This is a genomic window from Williamsia sp. M5A3_1d, assembly GCF_053345315.1.
Genome location: NZ_JBKEZX010000001.1, coordinates 164,908 through 185,906, shown reverse-complemented (window position 1 = coordinate 185,906; position 20,999 = coordinate 164,908). Strand labels below are relative to the sequence as shown.

Here is a 20,999-nt window from a genome sequence, read left to right as displayed (position 1 = left end):
TCAGTGCGAGGTCGAGAAGCCGGACCTACGGCGGTGCCGCGCCAGCGCCAGGTCGACGAGTCGGTCGATGAGGTCGCGGTACGGCAGGTCGGTGGCCTCCCACATCTTCGGGTACATCGACGACGGCGTGAAGCCGGGAATGGTGTTGACCTCGTTGAGAAGCCAGCCCCGACCGTCCTCCTCGTAGAAGAAGTCGGCGCGAGCCATCCCCGAACAGCGCATCGCGCTGAACGCCGAGACGGCCAGCCCGCGGACGGTCGCGATCTCGTCGTCGGTCAGCTTCGCCGGGATCTGCAGTCCCGCGGTGCCGTTGAGGTACTTGTCGGCGTAGTCGTAGAACTCCGCGCCGGGCAGCACCTCGCCGGGGAGCGACGCCTCGGGTGATTCGTTGCCGAGCACCGCGACCTCGATCTCCCGACCGGTGACCGCCTCCTCGAGGACGATCACCTCGTCGTAGGTCAGGGCGAGGTCGATCGCCGCGGTCAGCTCGTCGGCGTCGTGTGCCTTCGAGATCCCCACGGACGAGCCGAGATTGGCGGGTTTGACGAACAGCGGTACACCGAGTTCGGCGATCGCGCGGGCCTCGAGCTCGGCGCGGTCGCCGATGCCGTCGCGGTATTCCAGCCAGCGGCACTGCGGGATGCCCGCCTGCGCGGTCACCACCTTGGCCATCGCCTTGTCCATGCACACCGCCGACGACAGCACCCCGCTGCCCACGTACGGGACGCCGGCGAGTTCCAACATGCCCTGCACGGTCCCGTCCTCGCCGTGCGGCCCGTGCAACAGGGGGAGCACCACGACGGGGAGATCACCATCGGTGACGGCCGCCAGTGGCGCCACCGCGGTGCCGACCGGCTCGAGGCTCTCCGGTAGCGCGCGCTGCTGCGCCAGTGCGGCGATGGCGGCGTCGTTGCGGGTCCAAACCCCCTCGCGGGTGATCCCGACGGGGACGATGTCGTAGCGGTCGCGATCGGCGGCGGCGAGGACGTGCGCGGCGGTGACACACGACACGTCGTGTTCGGCCGAGACTCCGCCGAACAGGACCACCAGGCGGTGACGATCAGGCGATCCGCCGGAGGTGGCGGGGGTCAGCATGCCCACACCATACGGTTGCGCCCTGTCGGTCGCGCGAGACGTGCCCGGCACCGCCGAACGGGTTCGGCGGGGAGCATCGCCGTCGCAGAGTAGTTTCGATGCGTGCAATTCACAGCAACGGAGGTGGCCGCGGCGACCGGTGGCCGGTTGATCGGCGCCGACACGACGGTGTCGGGGGTCGGCATCGACTCGCGCACCATCAGCACCGGGCAGCTGTTCGTGCCGATCGTCGCCGCGCGCGACGGCCACGAGTTCATCCCGACGGCGGTGGCCGCGGGAGCGGTGGCGACGCTCGCCTCGACAGCGGTCCCCGATGCGGGCGTGACCGTCGTCGAGGTCGACGACACCGCCACGGCACTCGCGCGCCTCGGCACGGCGGCCCGGGCCCGCGTCACCGGCCCGGTCATCGGCGTCACCGGATCGGTCGGCAAGACCTCGACGAAGGATCTGCTGGCCCAGGTCCTCGCGACCAGCCTGCGCACCGCGGCCAACGAGCGGTCGTTCAACAACGAACTGGGTCTCCCGATCACCCTGTTCAACGCGCCCGACGACACCGAGGCCGTGGTGGTGGAGATGGGTGCGCGCGGGGTGGGGCACATCGCGACGCTGTGCGAGATCGCCCATCCGACGATCGGTGTCGTGACCCGCGTCGACGGTGTGCACCTCGAACTGTTCGGCGACATCGCCTCCATCGTGCAGGCCAAGGGTGAGCTCATCGCATCGCTTCCCGACGACGGTCTCGCCGTGCTCAACGCCGATCAGGCGGAGGTGGTGTCGATGGCGGCACGCACCTCGGCGCGCGTCATCGCCTACGGGTCGGCTCCCACCGCCGACGTCCGCGCCACCGACATCCGCATCGACGCCGAACTGCGCCCCACCTTCGTGCTGCACACGCCGTGGGGGTCGATCGAGGTGTCGATGCAGGCACGGGGTCGCCACCAGGTCCACAACGCGCTCGCCGCGGCGTCGGTGGCCGGCGGGATCGGGCTCGGTGTCGACCGCATCGCCGAGGGGTTGTCGGGTGCGGCGATCTCCGGTCTGCGAATGGAGCTGTCGCGCACCGACACCGGCGTGCAGATCCTCAACGACTCCTACAACGCCAACCCCACCTCGATGGTCGCGGCGCTGGAGGCGCTCGCCGGACTCACCGGAAACCGCAAGCTCGCCGTGGTGGGCGTGATGGCCGAGCTCGGCGGCACCGCACGAGCCGAACATCTCGCGATCAGCGACCGCGCCGCCGAACTGGGAATCGACGTGATCGCGGTCGACGCCCCGGATTACGGACCCCGGGCCACCCACGTCGCCGACATCGACGCCGCCGTGTTGGCGCTGGGCGATCTCGCCGACGGCGACGCGGTGCTGGTGAAGGGCAGTCGGGTCGCCGCACTCGAGCGGGTGGCCCAGGCGCTGCTCACGACCACGGGCGCGCACTGATCGAGTCGACGAACGCGCCACCGCCACTGCGCCTCTCGGCGTCGCTGACCGGTGTGCGCGGCGTCGCGGCGCTCCTGGTGTGCGCCTCGCACGCGGCCTTCTGGACCGGCCACTACACCGACGACCTGCCGGGACGGATCCTCGCGCGCCTCGAGATCGGTGTGCCGATCTTCTTCACGCTGTCGGGGTTCCTGCTGTTCCGCCCGTGGGTCTCGGGTCTCGCCCACGGCACGGGATCACCGTCGCTGCGGCGGTACGCCGACCACCGGGTGCGACGCATCCTGCCCGCCTACTGGGTGACGGTGCTGGTGGTCTACGCCGTCTACGCGTGGCTGCGCACCGACGACTCGGAGTTCGGCCGCGGCGTCGACGGACTGCTCCGCAACCTCACGCTCACCCAGATCTACGGCTTCGGCCACCTGCACACCGCACTCACCCAGATGTGGAGCCTCGCGGTCGAGGTCGTGTTCTACCTGGCGCTGCCCGCGATCGGCTGGGTGATCACCGCCGTGGTCTGCCGCCGGCGGTGGCGGCCCGACCTCGTGCTGATCAGCCTGGTCGCACTGCTGGCGGTCTCGCCGGTCTGGGCGCTGGTGACGCACACCGGCGACGGTGTCGATCCGACCGCGCGGCTCTGGCCGCCGGCCTTCCTCAGCTGGTTCGTCGGCGGGATGATCCTGGCCGTCGCGGTCCAGCTCTCGGTGCGGGCGAACCCGACGCTGCTGGTGTTGATCGCCGTCCTGCTCTTCCAGCTCAGCTGCGCCGGGTTCGCCGGCGAACCGACCATCACCCCGACGGCGATGTCGGCGACCGTCATCAAGCTGATGCTCTATCTGGGTGCGGCGATGTGTCTCGTCGGCGCACTCGTCCTCGGCCCACCGGGATCGTGGTTCGACCGCCTGCTGTCGCGGCCGATGATCGTCTGGCTCGGTGAGATCTCCTACGAGTTCTTCCTCACCCACCTCCTTGTGCTCGAGATCGTGATGGACGTCCTCGACTACCGCACCTTCACCGGGTCGACCGTCGGCGTCTTCGTGGTGACGACGGTCATCACCGCCCCGATCGCGTGGGCGCTGCATCGCGTGACCTCGGTCATCTGGCGGCGCCCGAGCGGTCGCGAGCGCGTCCGATCCGTACCATCGACGGTGTGACCAGCCCCGATCGCGCCAACCCGGACCGGCCTGACGCCACCGGTGCAGACTCCGTCGACGCTGCGGCGATCCGTCTCTGGTGCGAGCGGTCGACCATCCCGGGCCCGCACCCCGAACTGTCCGACGACGCCGCCGTCGTGATCGCGTCCGGTCACCTCACCGAGCCCGCACGCGCGATCGTGATCCGACGCATGTCGTCGGGGCTTCCGATCCCGACGGCGAACACCGTTCTCGGTGGCGACCGCGGCGGGTTCGGTGAACTGCGCCGGATGCACCGCACCATCAACGCCATCGAGGCCCAACTCGACAACCCGATGATCCCGGGCATGGTCGCGCCCGTGCTGCGGAGTCGTCGCAACACGTTCGTGCGTCGGCTCGACGACGCCCGCAAGTCGCTCGTCAGCGGCAAGGGCATCTTCTCGACCAGCATCCGCGGGATCCGCCGCGAACGCCGCGAGGGTGTGCACCTCGAACTCGCCGACCGCGAGCGCCTGTTCGTCGGACTCACCTACACGCCCACACCCAACGTGGACTCCGGCGGTTACGTGCGTCGCGCGGGGACCGCGGCGATCGACCGCGTCGCCGGGATGGTCGGATCGGCCGCCGCGAGAGCGGGACTCGAGCGCGGCCACCGATGGGTCGCCGAGCTCGTCGGCGACACCGACGGCTTCGCCGCCTCCGAGGACTCGCGCTTCGTCGACGGGTACGAGACTATCCTGTTCGCGGCGGGCTCGTTCTACGACAGGGTGATGCGTTGCCCTGCTTGGCATTCCGAGCACTTCGAGATCCAGCGCACCGCGGTCGATCTCCATGCGGAGCTCGCCGACATCGCGGCTGACGTGATCGCGCTGCGCGCCATCCGTATCGATCTGGACTCCAGCCGCCGTGCGGCGGGCTTCGACGCCGACTTCACCTCGCACATCGACGGACGCGAGGGTGCGCTGCGGCCGGTGTGGGGCGAACTCGTCGAGCGCGTCGCCGCGCTGGCGTCGGTGGCCGAGGTCGTCGAATCGGCTGCGGTGGAACTGCGGGTGCTCGCCGAGTTCGCGCACACCGCCACCATCGACGACCGTATCGACCGGCTCGTCGCCCGCTCCGGTGATCGCGAGATCTCCGCCGACAACACCAAGCGCCTCACCGAGCAGGTGCGTTCCGGTGAGGAGCAGCTGCGTATCTACCGGGACGTGTTGCAGGGCAACATCCTCCGGTTGTCGTCGACCGACGGACCCAAGCCCCGCTGACGTCCCCGACGACACGGTTCAGGAGCCCGCGACACCGATCTGGTGCGAAAGCCACGGCAGGGTGTCCTGCAGCGCGCCCGAGGCGAACTGCCACGAATGCCTGCCGGGTCGGGAGTCGATGGTGCAGCTGATGTCGACCGCGCGGTTGTCGGCGCACAGCGAGACCGCGGCCTGTGACTGGTCGTTCGTCCCGCCGTCGCCGCGCCCGCCGAGACCGGCGCCTGCACTGCTGCCCTGCCCTCCGCCGCGAGACGCATGCCCGTGACCGCGCCATCGTGGCGTCCGTTTCTGGTCAGCCTCTTCGTACCGCGCCGAGACCCCGACGTAGGGTCCGTGGCGCTTCATCACCGTCGCCGGGTCGAAGGAGGCTGCCGCCGAGGCGTTCCCGCCGAACAGTCGCTGCACGCTCTGGGCCGCGGTGCCCGCCACGGGGGCGGCGTCGCCCGCGATGTCGACGTAGCTCGAGAACAGGTCGGGGTGCATCACGGTCAGGTCGACCGAACACGTCCCGCCCATCGACCACCCGACGATTCCCCACTGCGCCGCCGTGGATGCGGTGTGGAACCGCGAGATCACGGCGGGACGGATCTCGTCGGTGAGGTGCGTGGCGACATCGCCGCGCGGACCGTTGACACATTCGGTGTCGTTGTTGAACGAGCCACCGGCGTCGACGAACGCGAGGACCGGCGCCTGGCCGCCGTGTGCTGCGGCGTACGCGTCGGCGATCGAGATGGCGTTTCCGGTGCGGATCCAGTCGGACGGGGTGTTGAACTCGCCCGCGATCATCATCACCACCGGCAACGCGGGTGGCGTCGATCCCCGGAACCACGCGGGCGGGAGATAGACGTACTCGGTGCGGTGCGCGAAGTGGCTGATCGAGTCGGGCGTCGTCATCGGGACGACCGCACCCTTCGTGCGTGTGGTGTCGCGCATCGAGGGCAGTGTTGATGCCGAGACCTGATCGGGCAGTGGACCGGCGGTGATGGCACCCCACGCCGCGGACAGCGTCGGGTAGTAGCCCACCCATTGGTTGAGGATGACCGACGTGGTGAGCACCGTGAGCAGCACCGCCATCACCGTCACGCCCCGTCGCCACCACCGCGCCGTGGTGAAGCCGAGGATGAGAACAGCGAGCGCGCCGATGCTCAGGCCCACCCACAACCACAACTGCCAGGGGGCGGGGTCGGTCGCGAGTCCCTCCGAGTCGAAGTAGAGGTGGACCGCCCACGCGCCGGCCACCGCCACGACGACCGCGATCGGGAACCAGAAGAGCCGCCAGCGGCGGGTCCGCCATCCGATGGCGAGGATGAGGACGACGGCGGCGACGATCTGCAGGGAGAGCGGGAACCACCCGTCGAGCAGGGACACGCCCTGGTGTGGCGACACAGGCACGACACCGATTGTGCCCTCGTAAATGGTTGTGGGACTGTGAGTTTCCTGCGAACGAAAGCGGACGGACCGGTCGAAATCGGGCGAAGCGGCGAGTGTCGGGCGCCGTCAGGCAGGCCTCGACCAAGCCGACAGGTGCCCCTTCTCCTCGGAGGTGAGGCGGCGCAGGGTGTGGTTCTCGATGTCGACGACGGCCATCTGCGTCGAACAGGTGCACGCCGGCGCCGAGCCCGCGGGATCGCTGCCCGCGCGGACCTCGTAGCCGATCACGAAGTCGACCGAGCGGTACCGGTCTATCCACATCCCGATGCGCAACGGTCCGTCGCGATGGGTGAGGCGACGGTGGAACACGACGCCGACGGTCACGATCATCGCGCTGGTGATGAGCGGCCGGTACTGCGCGCCCGCGCTGAGCAGCCACGCCACCCGCGCCTCCTCCATCAGGGTGACCAGTCGGGCGTCATTGATCCATCCGGTGCTGTCGGCGTCGGACCACCGGACCCCCACGGTGGCCTCGAAGGCGAACGCCTCGGGTTCGAGCACGGTCACTGCCTCCCGTTGCGTAGTGGTGGCCCAATCGTGACCGACCCGAAGTGTGCCGATCCACGATAGATCGCCGATGCGCCTCGGATCGCTCGGTACTCTCGCTGTCATGAGGTGCGGCTCCAGGTCGCGTTGGGGGAGCTGATCTGCCGTGAGGGGTTCTGAGATGTCACGACGAGGTGTGGGTGTGCGTGCTCGGGGGCTGCTCCGTGCCGCGGCCCCGATCCTGGTGGCAGCCGGAGTCGTCGCCGGGTCAGGAGGGCTCGTCGCACCGATCGCGTCGGCCGCGCCCGCCGTGGCGACCCTCGACACCGTCACCAAGGTCACGCCCCGGCACCTCGACCTCACCGTCGACTCACCGGCCATGCGCGGCAAGGTCAGCGTCTCGGTTCTGCTGCCCCGCGACACCTCGGTCTCGCGCTCGACGGTCTACATGCTCGACGGTGCCGGCGCGACGGGCGCGACCAGCGACTGGATCACCAAGGGCGACGCGGTGAAGTTCTTCGAGGACAAGAACGTCAACGTGGTGCTGCCGTCGGGTGGCAAGGGCTCGTTCTACACCGACTGGCAGAAGAAGGACCCCGTCGTCGGTCAGCCGATGTGGGAGACGTTCCTGACCGAGGAACTGCCCCCGCTGATCGACAAGTACTACAACGGCAACGGCCGCAACGCGATCGTGGGTCTGTCGATGGGCGGGCAGGCCGCGCTAGCGCTCACCTTCCGCCACCCGAACCTCTACACCGGTGCCGCGTCGCTCAGCGGATGCCCGCCGGTCAGTGGCCTGCTCAACGAGGCCTACGTCCGTGCCACCGTCGCGCGGGACGGCGGCGACGCCACCAACATGTGGGGTCCGATCCAGAGCGCCGGCTGGGCGGCACACGATCCGAGCCTGCACCTGGACAAGCTGCGCGGGAAGAACCTGTACATCTCGGCCGGGTCGGGCGCCATCGGGCCGCTCGACTTCACCGCGCCACTCGATCCGGGGATGTCGCGTCAGCAGCAGTTGTTCGCCGCGTCGGGCCTCGAGAGCGGCGCTTACCGGTGCTCGTTGGAGTTCGCGGTCACGTTGCGCGCCAACAACGTGCCGGCCACGGAGAGCTTCCCCCTCATCGGTACCCACTCGTGGGCGTACTGGTCGCGTGACCTGCCCGAACTGTGGCCCACCATCGCCCGAGGGCTGTGACCCGGCGGTTCTTCAGCGTCACACGGTCGTCAGGCCCGCTGTCACGTGATGGTGCCGCGACGGGTGGCCATCAGGTAGACCGACACCCCGACGATCGGCACGAACCAGATCGCGGCGATCCACCGCCAACGTGATCGGTGCGCCGCTTCGCGCCTCGCGAGATCGACCGTGACGTAGACGGCCATCGCCACCCAGGCGAACGCCAAAGCCGCCAGGGCCAGCCAGCCCGCCACCTCGAGGTAGTGCGGGAACATGTTGCACCCGCGGGTCCGCGCGCATTGGGCGAAACCCAGGCCGTCAGCGATGGCTTGTTGCCCAGTTCTCGGCGAACGCGAGGAACACATCGGTCTCGGCCGGTTCGGTGACCGTGACCCGCACACCGTCGCCGGCGAACGGCCGGATCACCACACCGTTCGAGATGCTCGCCGCGGCGAAGTCGAGAGACTCGTCGCCGAGATCGATCCACACGAAGTTGGCCTGCGAATCGGCGACGCGATAGCCGAGTTCGCGCAGACGAACGGTCACACGGTCGCGTTCGGCGACGACGGCCTCGGTCCGGGCGAGCAACTCGTCGTCGGCGGCCAGGCAGGCGACCGCTGCGGCCTGGGCGAGGGTGTTGACGCTGAACGGCACGTGCGCGCGACGCAGGCCGTCGATCACCGTGGGATCGGCGATGGCGTAGCCGACGCGCAGGCCGGCCAGCCCGTAGGCCTTCGAGAACGTCCGCAGCACGACCAGATTCGGGTAGCGGCGGTGCAGTTCGATCGAGTCGTAACGCTGCGCCTCCGACGGCCGTAGGTACTCGATGTAGGCCTCGTCGAGTGCGACGACGATCTCCGGCGGCACACGGTCGAGGAAATCGACGAGTTCGTCGGCGGTGACCACGGTGCCGGTCGGGTTGTTGGGGTTGCAGACGAAGATCAGGCGCGTGCGGTCGGTGATCGCCTCGGCCATCGCGGCCAGGTCGTAGGTGTGGTCACCGGTGAGCGGGATCTGGACCGGTGTCGCGCCGGCCACCCGGGTCGCGAGCGGGTAGGTCTCGAACGACCGCCAGCCGAACAGCACCTCGTCGCCGGGTGTCGTGGTGATGGTGATCAGGTTCTGGCACAGGCTTACCGAGCCGCAGCCGGTCTGGATGTTGTCGGGCGTCACACCGAGCTTCTTGGCGAGGGTCTCGGTGAGCTCCACCATCCCGTTGTCGGGGTAGCGGTTGAGCGAGGCGGCGGCGTCGGCGATCGCCGCGGCGACGCTGGGCAGCGGTCCGAAGGTGACCTCGTTGCTGGCGAGCTTCACCGATCCGGGGAACGTCTTGCCCGGCACGTAGGCGGGCACGGTGGCCAGATCGGGACGGATGCGTGGTGTCACGTGCTCAAATCTAGGCGGCATATCGCCACGTCACCAACCGGTTTGCTCCGCAAGTCAACCCGTGTGTAACCTTTGCGTTCGGCAGTTCGCAAGGACTCGCTGGAGGCGTGCCAGAGCGGCCGAATGGGATTCACTGCTAATGAATTGTCCCGCTAAAACGGGACCGGAGGTTCAAATCCTCTCGCCTCCGCCACGGCATCGGCCCCTCGCGGGGTCGGATCGCCACAACTGAAAAGCACGCGCCCGTAGCTCAACGGATAGAGCACTTGACTACGGATCAAGAGGTTAGGGGTTCGAATCCCTTCGGGCGCACTCTCTCGACGAACCCGCCGACGCACCTGTGCGTCGGCGGGTTCGTTCGTTGTACGGCCCCCGCGCGTCCACCGTTCGAACGCGCGCCGTTGTGGCCGCGCGTGTGACCGGGCGGCGCGCGTTCGGTCAGGGCAGCGTGTGTCCGGCCGCGCGGAAGAGGCGGTACCACTGCTCGCGGGTGAGACGTACGTCCGCGCCGGCCGCGGCCTCGCGCACCCGAGACGGTGTGGTGGTGCCGAGCACCACCTGGATGTTCGCCGGATGCCGGGTGATCCAGGCTGTCGCGATGCCCGTCGGGGTCACGCCGTACTCGGACGCGAGGTCGTCGAAGACGTCGTTGAGTTCCGGGTGGTTCTGACGGTCGCCGACGAACACCCCGCGACCGGCGACACCGGACTGGAACGGCGACCACGCCTGCACCGTGATGCCGTGGACGCGCGCGTGGTCGAGCAGCCCGTTGTCGCGGCTCACCGATTGATCGAGCCCGCCGATGTTGGCGGCGACGCCGGAGGCGATCAGTGGCGCGTGGGTGACGCTCAGCTGCACCTGGTTCACCACGAGGGGTTGCGTCACCGACGTCTTCAGGAGCTCGATCTGGCCCGGCGTGTGGTTGGAGACCCCGAACGCGCGCACCTTGCCCGCCGATTGCAGTGCGTCGAAGGCGGCGGCGACCTCGTCGGGCTCCACGAGGGTGTCGGGACGGTGCAGGAGCAACAGATCGAGATGGTCGGTGCGCAGCGCGTCGAGCGACTCGTCGACGGTGTCGAGGATGTGGCGAGTCGAGAAGTCGTAGAACCCGTCGCGGATGCCGACCTTGCTCTGCAGCAGCACCCGTTCGCGCTGTGCGGCCGTGAACGACACCGCTGCACCGAAACGACGCTCGCAGGCGTGCCGCTCGCTCCCGTAGATGTCGGCGTGGTCGAAGACCGTCACACCCTCGTCGAGTGCCGTCGCGACGAGGGTGCGGATCTGTTCGTCCTCGAGCGATTCGATGCGCATCAGGCCCAGGACGATGCTCGACGCGGGTTGGGGAACGGTGGCGATGTCGACGTACCTCATGCGCCCAGGATGCCCGCTCGGCCGCGCGCGACTGGCAGGTGCCCAACCGCGGTCGTCACGTGCCCACCTGGCGGGTCAGGGGGACGACGGCAGATCGGCGGGCATGCGGTCGGCGCCCCAGCTGCGCTCGATGAAGCCGATGATGCGGTCGATGTCCTCGGCGGGGACGTTCTGCGGCTCGCCGTTCTCCAGCGGGTCGGCGTGGAAGATGTAGAGCCGCGAGGCGAACTGGTCGAACGGGAGCGATCCTTCGCCGTGGCGCTCGCCGTTGCCCGCGGTGCCCACCACGACACCGTCACCCCAGTCCTGCCCGCTGTCGTTGTTGGGGTTGAAGAAGTACACCCGCATCACGCCGTCCGGGTCGGCGGCGACACGCAGGATGGTGATCGCGTGCCAGCCGACATACCGTGCGGCGCTGTCGGTCACCGCGACACCCGCGGGCTGCGGGTGGATCAACGGCTGATCGCCGTTGTAGGCCGGATGGTAGGAGGCGTGGAACTGGCGCAGGAACCCGTCGAGGTCGACGAGCTTGCCGGTCTCGACGTCGACGTCGATGTGGAAATCGCGTGCCGACCACCAGCCGTGGAACTCCGGGTTCACCCAGCGGTGCGGGTCGCCCGGACGCCCCGCGCACTGCCGGACCATCTCGGCGTAGATGCGGTCGAGGTAGGGCACCAGTAGCAACGACACGGGGTCGAGGTCGATCGGGTCGCTGGTGGCGACACCGCTGACGCTGTCGGTCGACGACAGGGCCTTGCCCTCGAAGTGCATCACGATCTCGTCGTCGCGGGCGGCCCACACCACCATCTGCAGCAGGTAGTCGGGATCGTTGTAGGCCCACATCGACAGCGCGCGCGCTGATTGGCAGGTCGGGTTGTCGCCCTGTCCGACGCCGAGCGGTTGCCCCAACATCGACAGCAGCCCGCCCAGCAGCCGCGACTCCGGGGTCGGGCTGGATCCGAATGCCGCATGCAGACGTTCAGAGGCCTTGTCCGACAACGTGAGTGCCAGCTGACGCCACAGTGACGGCACGATCGGCGGCTGGTGCAGGATGCCGCGGTCGAGCATCAACGCCAGTCCGTAGAGGCACTGCGCGGTCTCCGGGTGCACGGCCTCGATGATCAACCGCGACACCAGTTCCGGGTACCGCTGCAGCGACGTGCGACCCACCTCCGACAACCCCAGCGCTTCCGGGAGGAGGTGGGCGTTGTGCTCGGTGAGGTGGCGTACGAGGGTGGCGTGGTACGGCGACACCAACCCGGTGTCGTGCATGGCGCGTGCGAAACCGCCTGCCTCGAACTGCAATCCGCCTGCGTCCATCACCTCCAGGCGCGAGCGATACACCTCGACGCCGGGGTCCTCGCGACACGCGTCGGTGGTGCCGAACAGTGCGGTGATCAACCGGTCGAGTCCCTGCCCCGACGCCCCGAGATCGACCGTCGGGTCGTCGCGGTAGATGGCGATCCGGGTCACCATCGCCTTCACCTGGTCGACCTGGATGGGTCGTTGTCGCAGGATCCGCCAGATCTCGTCGACGAGTTCGTCGAGCACGCTGTCGTAGCCGATCTGCTCGGCGACGTAGCCGAACAGGTCGCGGATCAGATAGGCCGTCTTGCCCAGACGGACCCGCTCGGCCTCCGACGGCGGCGTGAACAGCACCTCGAGGTTCATCGCCAGAACCTGCGACAGGAACCGTCTGGCGTCGTCGGCGTCGGCGGCGGGATGGGTGTACTCGCCGGCGGCGATCGCGACGAGCCGCAGCTCGCTCGCCGCCTCGAGGGTGACGGTGTCGGCCTGACCGCTGCGCAGACTGGTGCCGACGAACCCCGGTACCAGGATGTCGGGGTGCGCCCAGTCGGTGCCGGCGAACAACCCGGCCTCGTCGAGTGCGCCCGCGCGCTCCCGGACGGCCGCGCAGCCGCCCTTTTGTCCGAGTACCCGGTGCACCGCGTCGAGCACGCGACGGACCTTGGTGTTCTTGCTGAACTCCGGGGCGTCGCGCAGGGCGGCGGTCGCGTGGTCGAGTTGCGCGAGCCGCGACGTCAGGGCCGGATCGACCGTCTGCGCCGCACCGCCGTCGGACCCCGATCCCTCACCGGAGGCGTCGGGATGGGGGTCCAAAGACTGTGTCGGTCCGCTGCGGTCGTTCCCGAGTTCCTGCCTCACACGTAGAAGTCCAGTTCTTCCTGTTGTTTGAGCAGGTCCCGCATCCGATACGGGTCCTCGCCGAAGAAGTACAGCAGACCCCAGTGCGTCCCGAACGCGGTGCGTTTGGTGACGGTCTCCTCCAGGGGCGGCGCGAGATCGTTGGTCTCGTAGTAGTCGTCCTCGGCGGTCACCTCGGGGATCTGCAGGTTGCTGACCACGCGACGGCGCGGGTACACACCGAAACACCCCGCGACACCGCTCGCGTCGACGACCTCCTTCGGGAAGAACGCGTCGATCTCCTCCTCGGTGGTCTTCGGGTCGAACGCGAGAGCCAAGCCCTGATAGGCGTTGAAGCCGTAGGCCCGTTCGAGCAACTCGAACACCTTGAAGCCCGGCGGCCGGTACGCGACCTCGCCGAAGTACATCTCGCCGTCGCTGGTGACGAAGTACTCCGGGTGGATGAACCCGAACTCGATGTCGAAGGTCTTGATGAGCTTCTCGATCTGCGCGGTGATCGCGGGCCGGTACTTCTCCAACTCCGGCGTGGCCGGCACGAACACCGAGTAGCCGAGCGTGACGTACTCGGAGATGTTGAGGAACTTGATCTTGCCGTTGTGGATCCACGCCTCGACCGCGAACTCCCAGCCGTCGAGGTGGGATTCCATCAGCACCGGGAACTCCTCCTCGGGGATGGAGTCGACCTCGTCGGGGGTGCGGATCACGCGGTGCCCCAGGCATCCGGCCTTGTCGAACGCCTTGAGGTGGATCGGGTCGTTCGGGTCGCCGTCGAGCTTGAGCAGGGTCTGGTTCACGCGGCGGAGGAAGCGGATCACGTCCTCACGGTCGTGGGCCTCCTCGAAGATGCCGACACGGATGCCGCCGAGCTGCGCGCGGCGCTTCATCAACGCCTTGTCGCGCAACAGCATTGCCTGACCGAACAGGCGAGGGTTGTCCAGCAGAACCGAATTGATGGCGCCGGCCCACTCGACGGTCTCCTCGTAGAGCGGGATCGCGACATCGACGCCCATGTCGCGCAGCGTCTCCGCGATCTCGAGCGAGCGGTCGTTGAGCCGCTCGAAGTTCCAGGGCAGGAACGGGATGTCGTGGGTGGTGCAGTACTCCTGCGCCCACTCCGGGGCGACGACGACGTAGCGGCGATCGAATGCTTCGAGGGCTTCGACTGCGGCGAGACTCCATCCCAGGAGTGCCACGTACCCCTTCTCGGGGTCTTTCGGCAGCTTTGCGGGCTGCGTCATGGGGATCCTTCCTTCGCGTCTGACGGTCGGATGATCGTCGTCAACGGTACAGATGCCGATCAGCCGCCCACCGGGCCCACCTCGTCGAGCGGGGCCCGGTCACCAACCACGCTGCGCAGGAAGCGATTACGAGGCCTTCCACTCGGCGGTGCGCTCGGGGCTCGCCTCGGCGAGTGCCTTGCGCGCGTCGCCGGCGCCGAGATCCTTGCCGTAGACCGGCTGACCGGGCTGCTGACGCCACGAATCGGCGATGCTGCCCGCATCGACGGGATCGAACCCGAGGTCGTCCACCAGCTGCGAGACGACGTTCTTCGCGTCGGCGTCGTCACCGGCGATCGGCAGGGCGATGCGGCCCTCGGTGCCCGCCGGCACACCCTTCGAGCCCAGGTGCTTCCAATAGATGCCGTTGAACACCTTCACCACCGGCTCGCCGATCTGCTCGGACACCCAGGCGCTCTCAGGCTGTCCGTCCTCGATCGCGGCGATCAGACCGTCGCGTTGCTGCGGGTAGTAGTTGTTGGTCTCGATGATCGGCGCGCCCGGCTTGCGGGCCGAGAACAGGTCGTCGGCGAGATCGGGCACGTTCTTCTGCGGGATCGACAGGATCACCAGGTCGGCGTCGTCGGCGGCGTCACGCGCCCACACCGCGTGAGCGCCGGTCTCCTGCGCCAGCTCGGCGAGTGTGTGCGGGTCGCGGGAGTTCGACACCGCGACCTGATGGCCCAGTTCACGCAGGCGGCGCGTCAGGGTCCCGCCGATGAAACCTGCGCCGATGATGCCGATCTTCATGTGTGTTCTCCTCGGTCTGCGAGGCTCGGCGTCACGCCGGGCCACCCGGTGCAGCCATCGCGTCCCCTCCGATATTCCGGCGCCCGACACCGGCAAGGGGTCGCGATCAGTCGCCCAGGCGGGTCAGCGTGGTGCGCCGGGACACCGATCCGCTGCATCCGGTGAGGTAGGTGGTGGTGCCCGGTCCGCTCGCCGACGCGAACGGTTGGGGTGCGTTCGCGGGCGGGACGACGCGTTCGGTGGCGCGGGCGACGCCGGTGGCGCCGTCGGTACAGGTGACCGGTACGCCGGTGGTGGTGCGCTCGAAACCCCGCGAGCGGTACGCGAGGGCAGAGAGGTACTGACCCCCGGTCGAGTAGAGGGCGATGATGCAGCGGCTTCCGTCACGGAGGCAGACGGGGGCGAGCCTGGCTTCACCGCTGGTCGCGGGGAATCTAGGGGCGAGGCTCGCCGGGCGCGCCGAGACCGTGGTCTGCGCCACCTCGTACCGGCCGCGCAGGCCGCCGCCGGGTATGTCGGTGCGGGCCGCGACGACGGGCGTCCGGGTGAGCGGCGCGGTGCCCGCGGGGAGGTCGCCGACGCGATGCAGGCGTAACCGCGACCGGACGAGTTGCGCGCAGCTGCCGCCCTGGAAGGTGTCGACGACGCCGTCGAGGTCGGTGATCTGCTGCGGCTGTGACGAGCCCGTCGAGGCCGAATTCGTCGCCCGGAACTCGGTCTGCTGCATACCCACCCACGGTTCGGTCACCGCCGACGAGGTGCCCGTGGGTCGGCACGGACGGGTGACGGTCTCGGTGACGCGCGTCCACGTGTCGCCCTCGTGGACGAACACCATCCGTCGGCGGTTGAGGTTGCTGGCCGTGGGCGCGGTGGCGGCCGCGACGGTGACGCAGCCGTCGCCCGGGCCGTCGCATCTGGTCTGCACGATCCATCGGCGGGTGGTCGGTTGAGACTCGGGCTCGCCGGCCGCGGGACGCCGACCGTTGATGCGATACGTGGTCAGCAGCGCCTCGTAGACACCGCTCAGACCGGCGGGGTTGCTCGGGGCGGTCGTCGAACTGCTCGCCGCGGCGGTATCCGGTGCGGCGTCGTCGTCGCCGCAGCCGGCCAGGCCGATGACGGCGGCGCAGATGACGAGCAGGGTGAGCGCTCGCGCCGCGGTACGGGGACTCCTCGCGGCGATCGGCACGTGGCGACTCTATGGCCACGTGCGGATCCGGCGCGCGGGAACCCTCGCAGATGAGCCCGGTCGACCGACTGTGACGTGCAGGGCGGCGTCAGGGCGCGGCGGGCAGCTCGCCACGGGAGACCGCGGCCACGGTCCGGATCGCGACCACCGCCCACGCCGCCACGAGGATCACGAACCCGGCGACGGCGACGGTGTCGAGGGCGCCGGACCCGGTGGCCTTCCCGAGTGCGCTCGCGCCCGTGACACACGTCCCGATGGGGAAGGTGAAGCTCCACCAGGTCATCGAGAAGGGCAGTCCGCGCAGTGCGGCGCGGGTGGTCACCGTGATCGCGACGGCGATGGTGACGGCAGCCAGTGCGGCGACCACCGATCCGAAACCCATACCGAGGGTGTGCAGGCCGGCGCTGCCGCTCGCCACGCCGAGGGCGAGGGCGGCGGTGATCGACTGGCCCAACATCCCGAGCGGGATCCACACGGTCGGTGCCGCGGCGTGTTCCGGCGCGCCGACCGTGTGGATCCGAGCGAACACGGCGACCGCGGTGGCCCCACCGGCGACGAGGGCCGCGACGAACGTGATCGAGGCCGTCCCGACGATGAGGTGCGCGAGAGCAGTGTCCGAGACGTGTTCGGCGAGCAGGGCGCCGGTCGAGGCCGACACCATCGGCGCCACCACCGACATCATCCGGGTCGGCGCGGCCGGTCCCCCGCGGTCGGGACGCCGCAGCGAACCGACACCGACGACGAGGAGGGTCACCACGCCCGCGGCGGTCCCCGCCGACCACAGCACGGCGTCGGTGAGGACGGCGGCAGTGGTGCCGATGGCCGGCGGGGCGTACAGCAGTGTCCCCGCGCCGACGGTCATCGCCGCCATGGCCGGCGCCCCGTAGAAGTGCGCCATGGTGGCGTGTCGGGCGTAGGCGCGCGCGATGTCTCGGTGGCGGAGCCAGTGCAGTGCGAAAGCCGCCGAGACCACGACGAACACCGCGACCGACAGCAGCCACACAGTGGAGCCGAAGGGGCGGAGGGCGGTGTCGCCGACGGGCAACCCGGCGGCCGCCACCGCGACGATGCCGGTCCCCATCACGGTCGTGAACCAGTTGGGGGTGATGTGTGCGAACCGCGTCGAGGTCGATGTGGGCGCTGTCGACGAGGCGGGGTGCGTGATCAGCGATGCGGTCATGACCCCACGATCGCCGAGTACGCCGGCCGCAGGTAGACGGCGCGATCTTGTAGGGATACAAACGCAGGTTGTACCCAGGTCGGGTGGGTTGTAGCGTCGGCGGACATGGTGGTGCCCGCGCACGTCCCCGAGCTGGCGACACTCGACGTCCTCGTCACCGTCGCCCGTGTCGGCAGCATGAACGCGGCGGCCCGCGACCTCGGCATGAGTCAGCAGGCCGTCAGTGCCCGCGTCCACGCGGCCGAACGCGAGATCGGGATGGCGGTGTTCCGCCGCTCGACGACCGGGGTGGAACCCACCACCGAGGGCGTCGTGATGCTCGAGTGGGCGGCGGCGATCCTCGAACAGGCGCAACGGTTCTCGGCCGGTGTCGGGAGTCTGTTGGGACAGCGGTCGGCGACCCTGACCGTCGCGTCGTCGATGACGATCGCCGAGTACCTCATGCCCGAATGGGTGGTGGCGCTGCGCGGTTCGCACCCCGAGGTCAAGGTTCGCGTGTGGCCCATGAACAGCACCGAGGTGCGTGCGCGGGTGGTGGCCGGGGAGTGTGCGGTGGGTTTCGTGGAGGACGGCGCGACCGAGAGCCACGGACCCACCGACGGCGTGACGGCGCGGGTCGTGCACCACGACGAGCTGCTCCTCGTGGTGCCGCCGGACCATCGGTGGGCGCGGGCAGGCCGTGTCACCCCGGCGACCGTGGCCCGAACGGCGTTGGTGCAGCGCGAATCCGGGTCCGGGACGCGGGTCGTGTTCACCGATGCGATGACCGCGGCCGGACACGTACCCGAGGATCCGATGCTCGAACTCAACTCGGTGTCGGCGGTACGTGCGGCCATGCTGAGTTCGGGGTCGCCGGCGGTGTTGTCGTCGTTGTCGGTGCGCGACGACCTCCGGCGCGGAACGCTGGTCGCGGTGCCGATCGACGGCGTCACGATGCCGCGGGCGCTGCGTGCGATCTGGGATCGCGATCGCGGGCTACGAGGGCCCGCACGCGATCTCGTCGATCAGGCCATCCGGCGCGGATCGGGATCAGACCACGAGTGACGGCCGGCCGAAGCGGGTACGGACGCCCGGCGAGTACAGCGCACGCAGACGCTCACCGGCGGGCATCACACCCGAGGCGTCGAGCAGGTCGTCGTCGAGATCGATCACCTCGGCGGCGTGTAACGGCCACGCGTCGTGTTCGTTCGGTACCCACCACGTGTGTCCGGCGACGTGGGTGTGCGCACCCCACCGCGCGGTGAGCCACATCTCGAGATCGGTCGGCATCACCTGCTCGCCGACGTCGATCGTGAGCCGGCTGCGGAGACCGCGCCGCGGCCACCGACGTGTGCTGTCGTAGGTGATGCGGTCACCGTCGCGGGTCATCCGCATCTTCGCCCACGTGTAGGGGATGCCGAGCCCGATACGGGTCGCCGGGACCACCGCGAGCCGTTCGGTCTCGAGCGATCGGAACAGCACACCGTGGCGGCCGGAGTCGTCGACCGAGTACAACCGGATGTTGGTCTCCAGGAACGACCCCAGGTAGGGCACGGGCGGTGTCGACGGACCCAGCGCGATCGAGTTCATCACGAACGGCACCAGGGCCACCCACGTGACGCCGTCGAACACGTCGGGACGGGTGCCCTCGGGGAACAGGTGCGCCACGTTCTGCGGCGCCACCGGCCAGTGCACGAACGTGAGGTCGTCCCACCGCTGATCGAGGAACACCGGTCGCCGGAGGTCGGGTGCGGTCACCGGATAGCCGTCGAGCGTGCTCATGAATCCATCGTGGCACGCCTCCCGCGAGCAGCGGATGTGCGTTCGCCCACGCGGCGACCACCGTGTTCGCCCTGCGCGAAGACCGGTCCGTGGCCGCCCATCGCGCCCCGGATCGGAGCACAATGACCACGTTGCGTCGCGCGCGGTGACCCAAGGATGCGCGGCAATCGACCCTCGAGAGGTCCGGAGTGTCTGCACCCGTCCCGAATCCCGTCCCGGCGAAGCCGTCCATTCTCACCGTGGACGACGACCCGTCGGTGTCGCGTGCGGTCGCGCGGGATCTGCGTCGCCGCTACGGCGAGCGGTACCGCATCATCCGCGCCGAGTCGCCGGGCGCGGCGCTCGAGGCGTTGCGGGAGATGACCCTGCGCGGTGAGTCGGTCGCGCTGATCCTCGCCGACTACCGGATGCCGGTGATGAGCGGCATCGAGTTCCTCGAGCAGGCGATGGACCTGTTCCCCATGGCGCGCCGGGTGCTGTTGACCGCGTACGCCGACACGGGCGCGGCGATCGACGCGATCAACCTCGTCGATCTCGACCACTACCTGCTCAAGCCGTGGGATCCGCCGGAGGAGAAGCTCTATCCCGTCGTCGACGCGCTCCTCGAGGCGTGGTCGGGGACCGAGAGCCGGCCCGCCACCGACACCCGCGTGATCGGACACCGATGGGACCCGCGCTCGTCGGAGGTGCGGGAGTTCCTCGCGCGCAACCAACTCTCGTACCGCTGGTTCATGGCCGACGAACCCGAGGGTGCGCGGTTGCTCAGTGCTGCCGGTCTCGACGACACGGCACTACCGACGGTGATCTGCGCCGACGGGACCGCGCTGGTCACCCCGACCGACTCCGAACTCGCCACGCACCTGGGCCTGCAGACGGCTCCGTCGGGTGAGTTCTACGACCTCGTCGTCGTCGGTGGCGGGCCCGCCGGGCTCGGGGCCGCGCTGTACGGGGCGTCAGAGGGCCTGCGGACCGTGCTCGTCGAGCGCACCGCGACCGGCGGTCAGGCCGGCCAGAGCTCACGCATCGAGAACTACCTCGGCTTCCCCGACGGCGTGTCCGGGGCGCAGCTCGCCGACCGGGCACGTCGGCAGGCCACGCGGTTCGGTGCCGAACTGATCACCACCCGCGACGTGGTGGCGTTGGAGACCAACGGATCTGCGCGCACCGTCCGCTTCGACGACGGCACCAGCGTCGACGCCCACACCGTCATCCTGGCGACCGGCGTCTCCTACCGGCAGCACGACGCCGACGGGCTCGAGGCACTCACCGGGCGCGGCGTCTACTACGGATCGGCGGTGACCGAGGCGGCGCGCTGCGCCGATCAGGACGTCTACATCGTGGGCGGCGCCAACTCCGCGGGCCAGGGCGCGTTGTTCCTCGCCCGCGGCGCGCGGTCGGTGACCATCGTGGTGCGGGCGCCGTCGTTGGCGGCGTCGATGTCGCATTACCTCGTCGCGCAGATCGAAAAGACCCCGAACGTGCACGTACGCACCTGCACCGAGGTCGTCGGGGTCGACGGGACTGACCATCTCGAATCGATTCGATTGCGCGACAACACCACCGGTGACGTCGAGTCGGTCGACGCGGGGTTCCTCTTCCTGTTCATCGGCGCCGCACCGCGCACCGACTGGCTCGACGGCCTACTCGCACGCGATCAACACGGGTTCATCCTCTCGGGTCCCGATCTCCTCAGCGGCGGGGGCGGGAAGTGGCCGCTCGACCGCATGCCCCACCACCTCGAGACCAGCGTCCCCGGGGTCTACGCCGCCGGCGACGTCCGGTCGCAATCAGCCAAGCGCGTCGCCTCGGCGGTGGGCGAAGGGGCGATGGCGGTGATGCTCGTGCACCGGTACATCGCCAACCCGTGACCCGCAGGACCCGACACCCCCACCGCGACGACCACT

18 protein-coding genes and 2 tRNA genes are annotated in these 20,999 nt (G+C 69.4%); 8 read left to right on the top strand and 12 right to left on the bottom strand.

The features are described 5' to 3' along the window. Positions 1–1,095 carry a D-alanine--D-alanine ligase family protein gene (locus ACLBW1_RS00960; protein WP_447809535.1) on the bottom strand — a complete coding sequence of 365 codons (1,095 nt, stop codon included), beginning with the start codon at positions 1,093–1,095 and terminating at the stop codon, positions 1–3. Positions 1,096–1,197: 102 nt separating this feature from the next. Here ACLBW1_RS00960 and ACLBW1_RS00955 point away from each other — a divergent pair, with 102 nt between their 5' ends. From ACLBW1_RS00955 to ACLBW1_RS00945, 3 genes are all read left to right on the top strand, one after another. Then, positions 1,198–2,529 carry a UDP-N-acetylmuramoyl-tripeptide--D-alanyl-D-alanine ligase gene (locus ACLBW1_RS00955; RefSeq protein WP_447809534.1) on the top strand — a complete coding sequence of 444 codons (1,332 nt, stop codon included), beginning with the start codon at positions 1,198–1,200 and terminating at the stop codon, positions 2,527–2,529. A gap of 53 nt (positions 2,530–2,582) precedes the next feature. After that, positions 2,583–3,680 (top strand): acyltransferase family protein, encoded by a 1,098-nt coding sequence (locus tag ACLBW1_RS00950; protein ID WP_447809532.1) that lies wholly within the window; start codon positions 2,583–2,585, stop codon positions 3,678–3,680. Positions 3,681–3,748: 68 nt separating this feature from the next. Beyond that, positions 3,749–4,921, top strand: coding sequence for a hypothetical protein (locus ACLBW1_RS00945; protein ID WP_447811093.1), 1,173 nt, complete (start codon positions 3,749–3,751; stop codon positions 4,919–4,921). Between the two features lie 18 nt (positions 4,922–4,939). On the opposite strand, the gene ACLBW1_RS00940 is transcribed toward ACLBW1_RS00945, so the two are convergent. Beyond that, the gene (locus ACLBW1_RS00940) at positions 4,940–6,313 is read right to left on the bottom strand and encodes an alpha/beta hydrolase-fold protein (RefSeq protein WP_447809530.1); all 1,374 of its coding nucleotides are present in this window, start codon (positions 6,311–6,313) and stop codon (positions 4,940–4,942) included. 105 nt (positions 6,314–6,418) lie between these two features. Further along, positions 6,419–6,859 carry an acyl-CoA thioesterase gene (locus ACLBW1_RS00935; RefSeq protein WP_447809529.1) on the bottom strand — a complete coding sequence of 147 codons (441 nt, stop codon included), beginning with the start codon at positions 6,857–6,859 and terminating at the stop codon, positions 6,419–6,421. 160 nt (positions 6,860–7,019) lie between these two features. Between ACLBW1_RS00935 and ACLBW1_RS00930 the strand changes: the two genes are divergently transcribed. After that, positions 7,020–8,036, top strand: a complete 1,017-nt coding sequence (locus tag ACLBW1_RS00930; RefSeq protein ID WP_447809527.1) for an alpha/beta hydrolase — start codon at positions 7,020–7,022, stop codon at positions 8,034–8,036. 41 nt (positions 8,037–8,077) lie between these two features. Here the strand turns inward: ACLBW1_RS00930 and ACLBW1_RS00925 are convergent, their stop codons facing one another. After that, positions 8,078–8,290, bottom strand: coding sequence for a PLD nuclease N-terminal domain-containing protein (locus tag ACLBW1_RS00925; RefSeq protein WP_447809525.1), 213 nt, complete (start codon positions 8,288–8,290; stop codon positions 8,078–8,080). A 43-nt stretch (positions 8,291–8,333) separates the two neighbouring features. Then, on the bottom strand, positions 8,334–9,401 hold the full coding sequence (gene hisC, locus ACLBW1_RS00920; protein WP_447809524.1) for a histidinol-phosphate transaminase: 1,068 nt from the start codon (positions 9,399–9,401) through the stop codon (positions 8,334–8,336). 101 nt (positions 9,402–9,502) lie between these two features. Between hisC and ACLBW1_RS00915 the strand changes: the two genes are divergently transcribed. Both ACLBW1_RS00915 and ACLBW1_RS00910 read left to right on the top strand, forming a co-directional pair. Further along, positions 9,503–9,594 (top strand) — tRNA-Ser (locus ACLBW1_RS00915). Positions 9,595–9,640: 46 nt separating this feature from the next. Then, a tRNA-Arg gene (locus ACLBW1_RS00910) sits at positions 9,641–9,713 on the top strand. Between the two features lie 126 nt (positions 9,714–9,839). Here the strand turns inward: ACLBW1_RS00910 and ACLBW1_RS00905 are convergent. From ACLBW1_RS00905 to ACLBW1_RS00880, 6 genes are all read right to left on the bottom strand, one after another. Then, positions 9,840–10,772, bottom strand: a complete 933-nt coding sequence (locus ACLBW1_RS00905) for an aldo/keto reductase (protein WP_447809522.1) — start codon at positions 10,770–10,772, stop codon at positions 9,840–9,842. A 75-nt stretch (positions 10,773–10,847) separates the two neighbouring features. Next, positions 10,848–12,938, bottom strand: a complete 2,091-nt coding sequence (locus ACLBW1_RS00900; protein ID WP_447809521.1) for a hypothetical protein — start codon at positions 12,936–12,938, stop codon at positions 10,848–10,850. Beyond that, positions 12,935–14,176 carry an ATP-grasp domain-containing protein gene (locus ACLBW1_RS00895; RefSeq protein WP_447809520.1) on the bottom strand — a complete coding sequence of 414 codons (1,242 nt, stop codon included), beginning with the start codon at positions 14,174–14,176 and terminating at the stop codon, positions 12,935–12,937. Before ACLBW1_RS00895 ends, ACLBW1_RS00900 begins: the two co-directional genes overlap by 4 nt. Positions 14,177–14,302: 126 nt before the next feature. After that, complete coding sequence (locus ACLBW1_RS00890; protein ID WP_447809519.1) at positions 14,303–15,010, bottom strand: NADPH-dependent F420 reductase; 708 nt, start codon at positions 15,008–15,010, stop codon at positions 14,303–14,305. Positions 15,011–15,071: 61 nt separating this feature from the next. Then, positions 15,072–16,154, bottom strand: coding sequence for a hypothetical protein (locus ACLBW1_RS00885; protein WP_447809517.1), 1,083 nt, complete (start codon positions 16,152–16,154; stop codon positions 15,072–15,074). 88 nt (positions 16,155–16,242) lie between these two features. Further along, positions 16,243–17,334, bottom strand: a complete 1,092-nt coding sequence (locus ACLBW1_RS00880) for an SLAC1 family transporter (protein ID WP_447809515.1) — start codon at positions 17,332–17,334, stop codon at positions 16,243–16,245. A 105-nt stretch (positions 17,335–17,439) separates the two neighbouring features. On the opposite strand from ACLBW1_RS00880, the gene ACLBW1_RS00875 reads away from it, so the two are divergent. Beyond that, positions 17,440–18,378 carry a LysR family transcriptional regulator gene (locus ACLBW1_RS00875; RefSeq protein WP_447809514.1) on the top strand — a complete coding sequence of 313 codons (939 nt, stop codon included), beginning with the start codon at positions 17,440–17,442 and terminating at the stop codon, positions 18,376–18,378. On the opposite strand, the gene ACLBW1_RS00870 is transcribed toward ACLBW1_RS00875, so the two are convergent. After that, positions 18,364–19,095 carry a YqjF family protein gene (locus tag ACLBW1_RS00870; RefSeq protein ID WP_447809513.1) on the bottom strand — a complete coding sequence of 244 codons (732 nt, stop codon included), beginning with the start codon at positions 19,093–19,095 and terminating at the stop codon, positions 18,364–18,366. The two genes, ACLBW1_RS00875 and ACLBW1_RS00870, sit on opposite strands and share 15 nt — an antisense overlap. A 188-nt stretch (positions 19,096–19,283) precedes the next feature. Between ACLBW1_RS00870 and ACLBW1_RS00865 the strand changes: the two genes are divergently transcribed. Beyond that, positions 19,284–20,963 carry an FAD-dependent oxidoreductase gene (locus ACLBW1_RS00865; RefSeq protein WP_447809512.1) on the top strand — a complete coding sequence of 560 codons (1,680 nt, stop codon included), beginning with the start codon at positions 19,284–19,286 and terminating at the stop codon, positions 20,961–20,963. Positions 20,964–20,999: the final 36 nt, after the last annotated feature.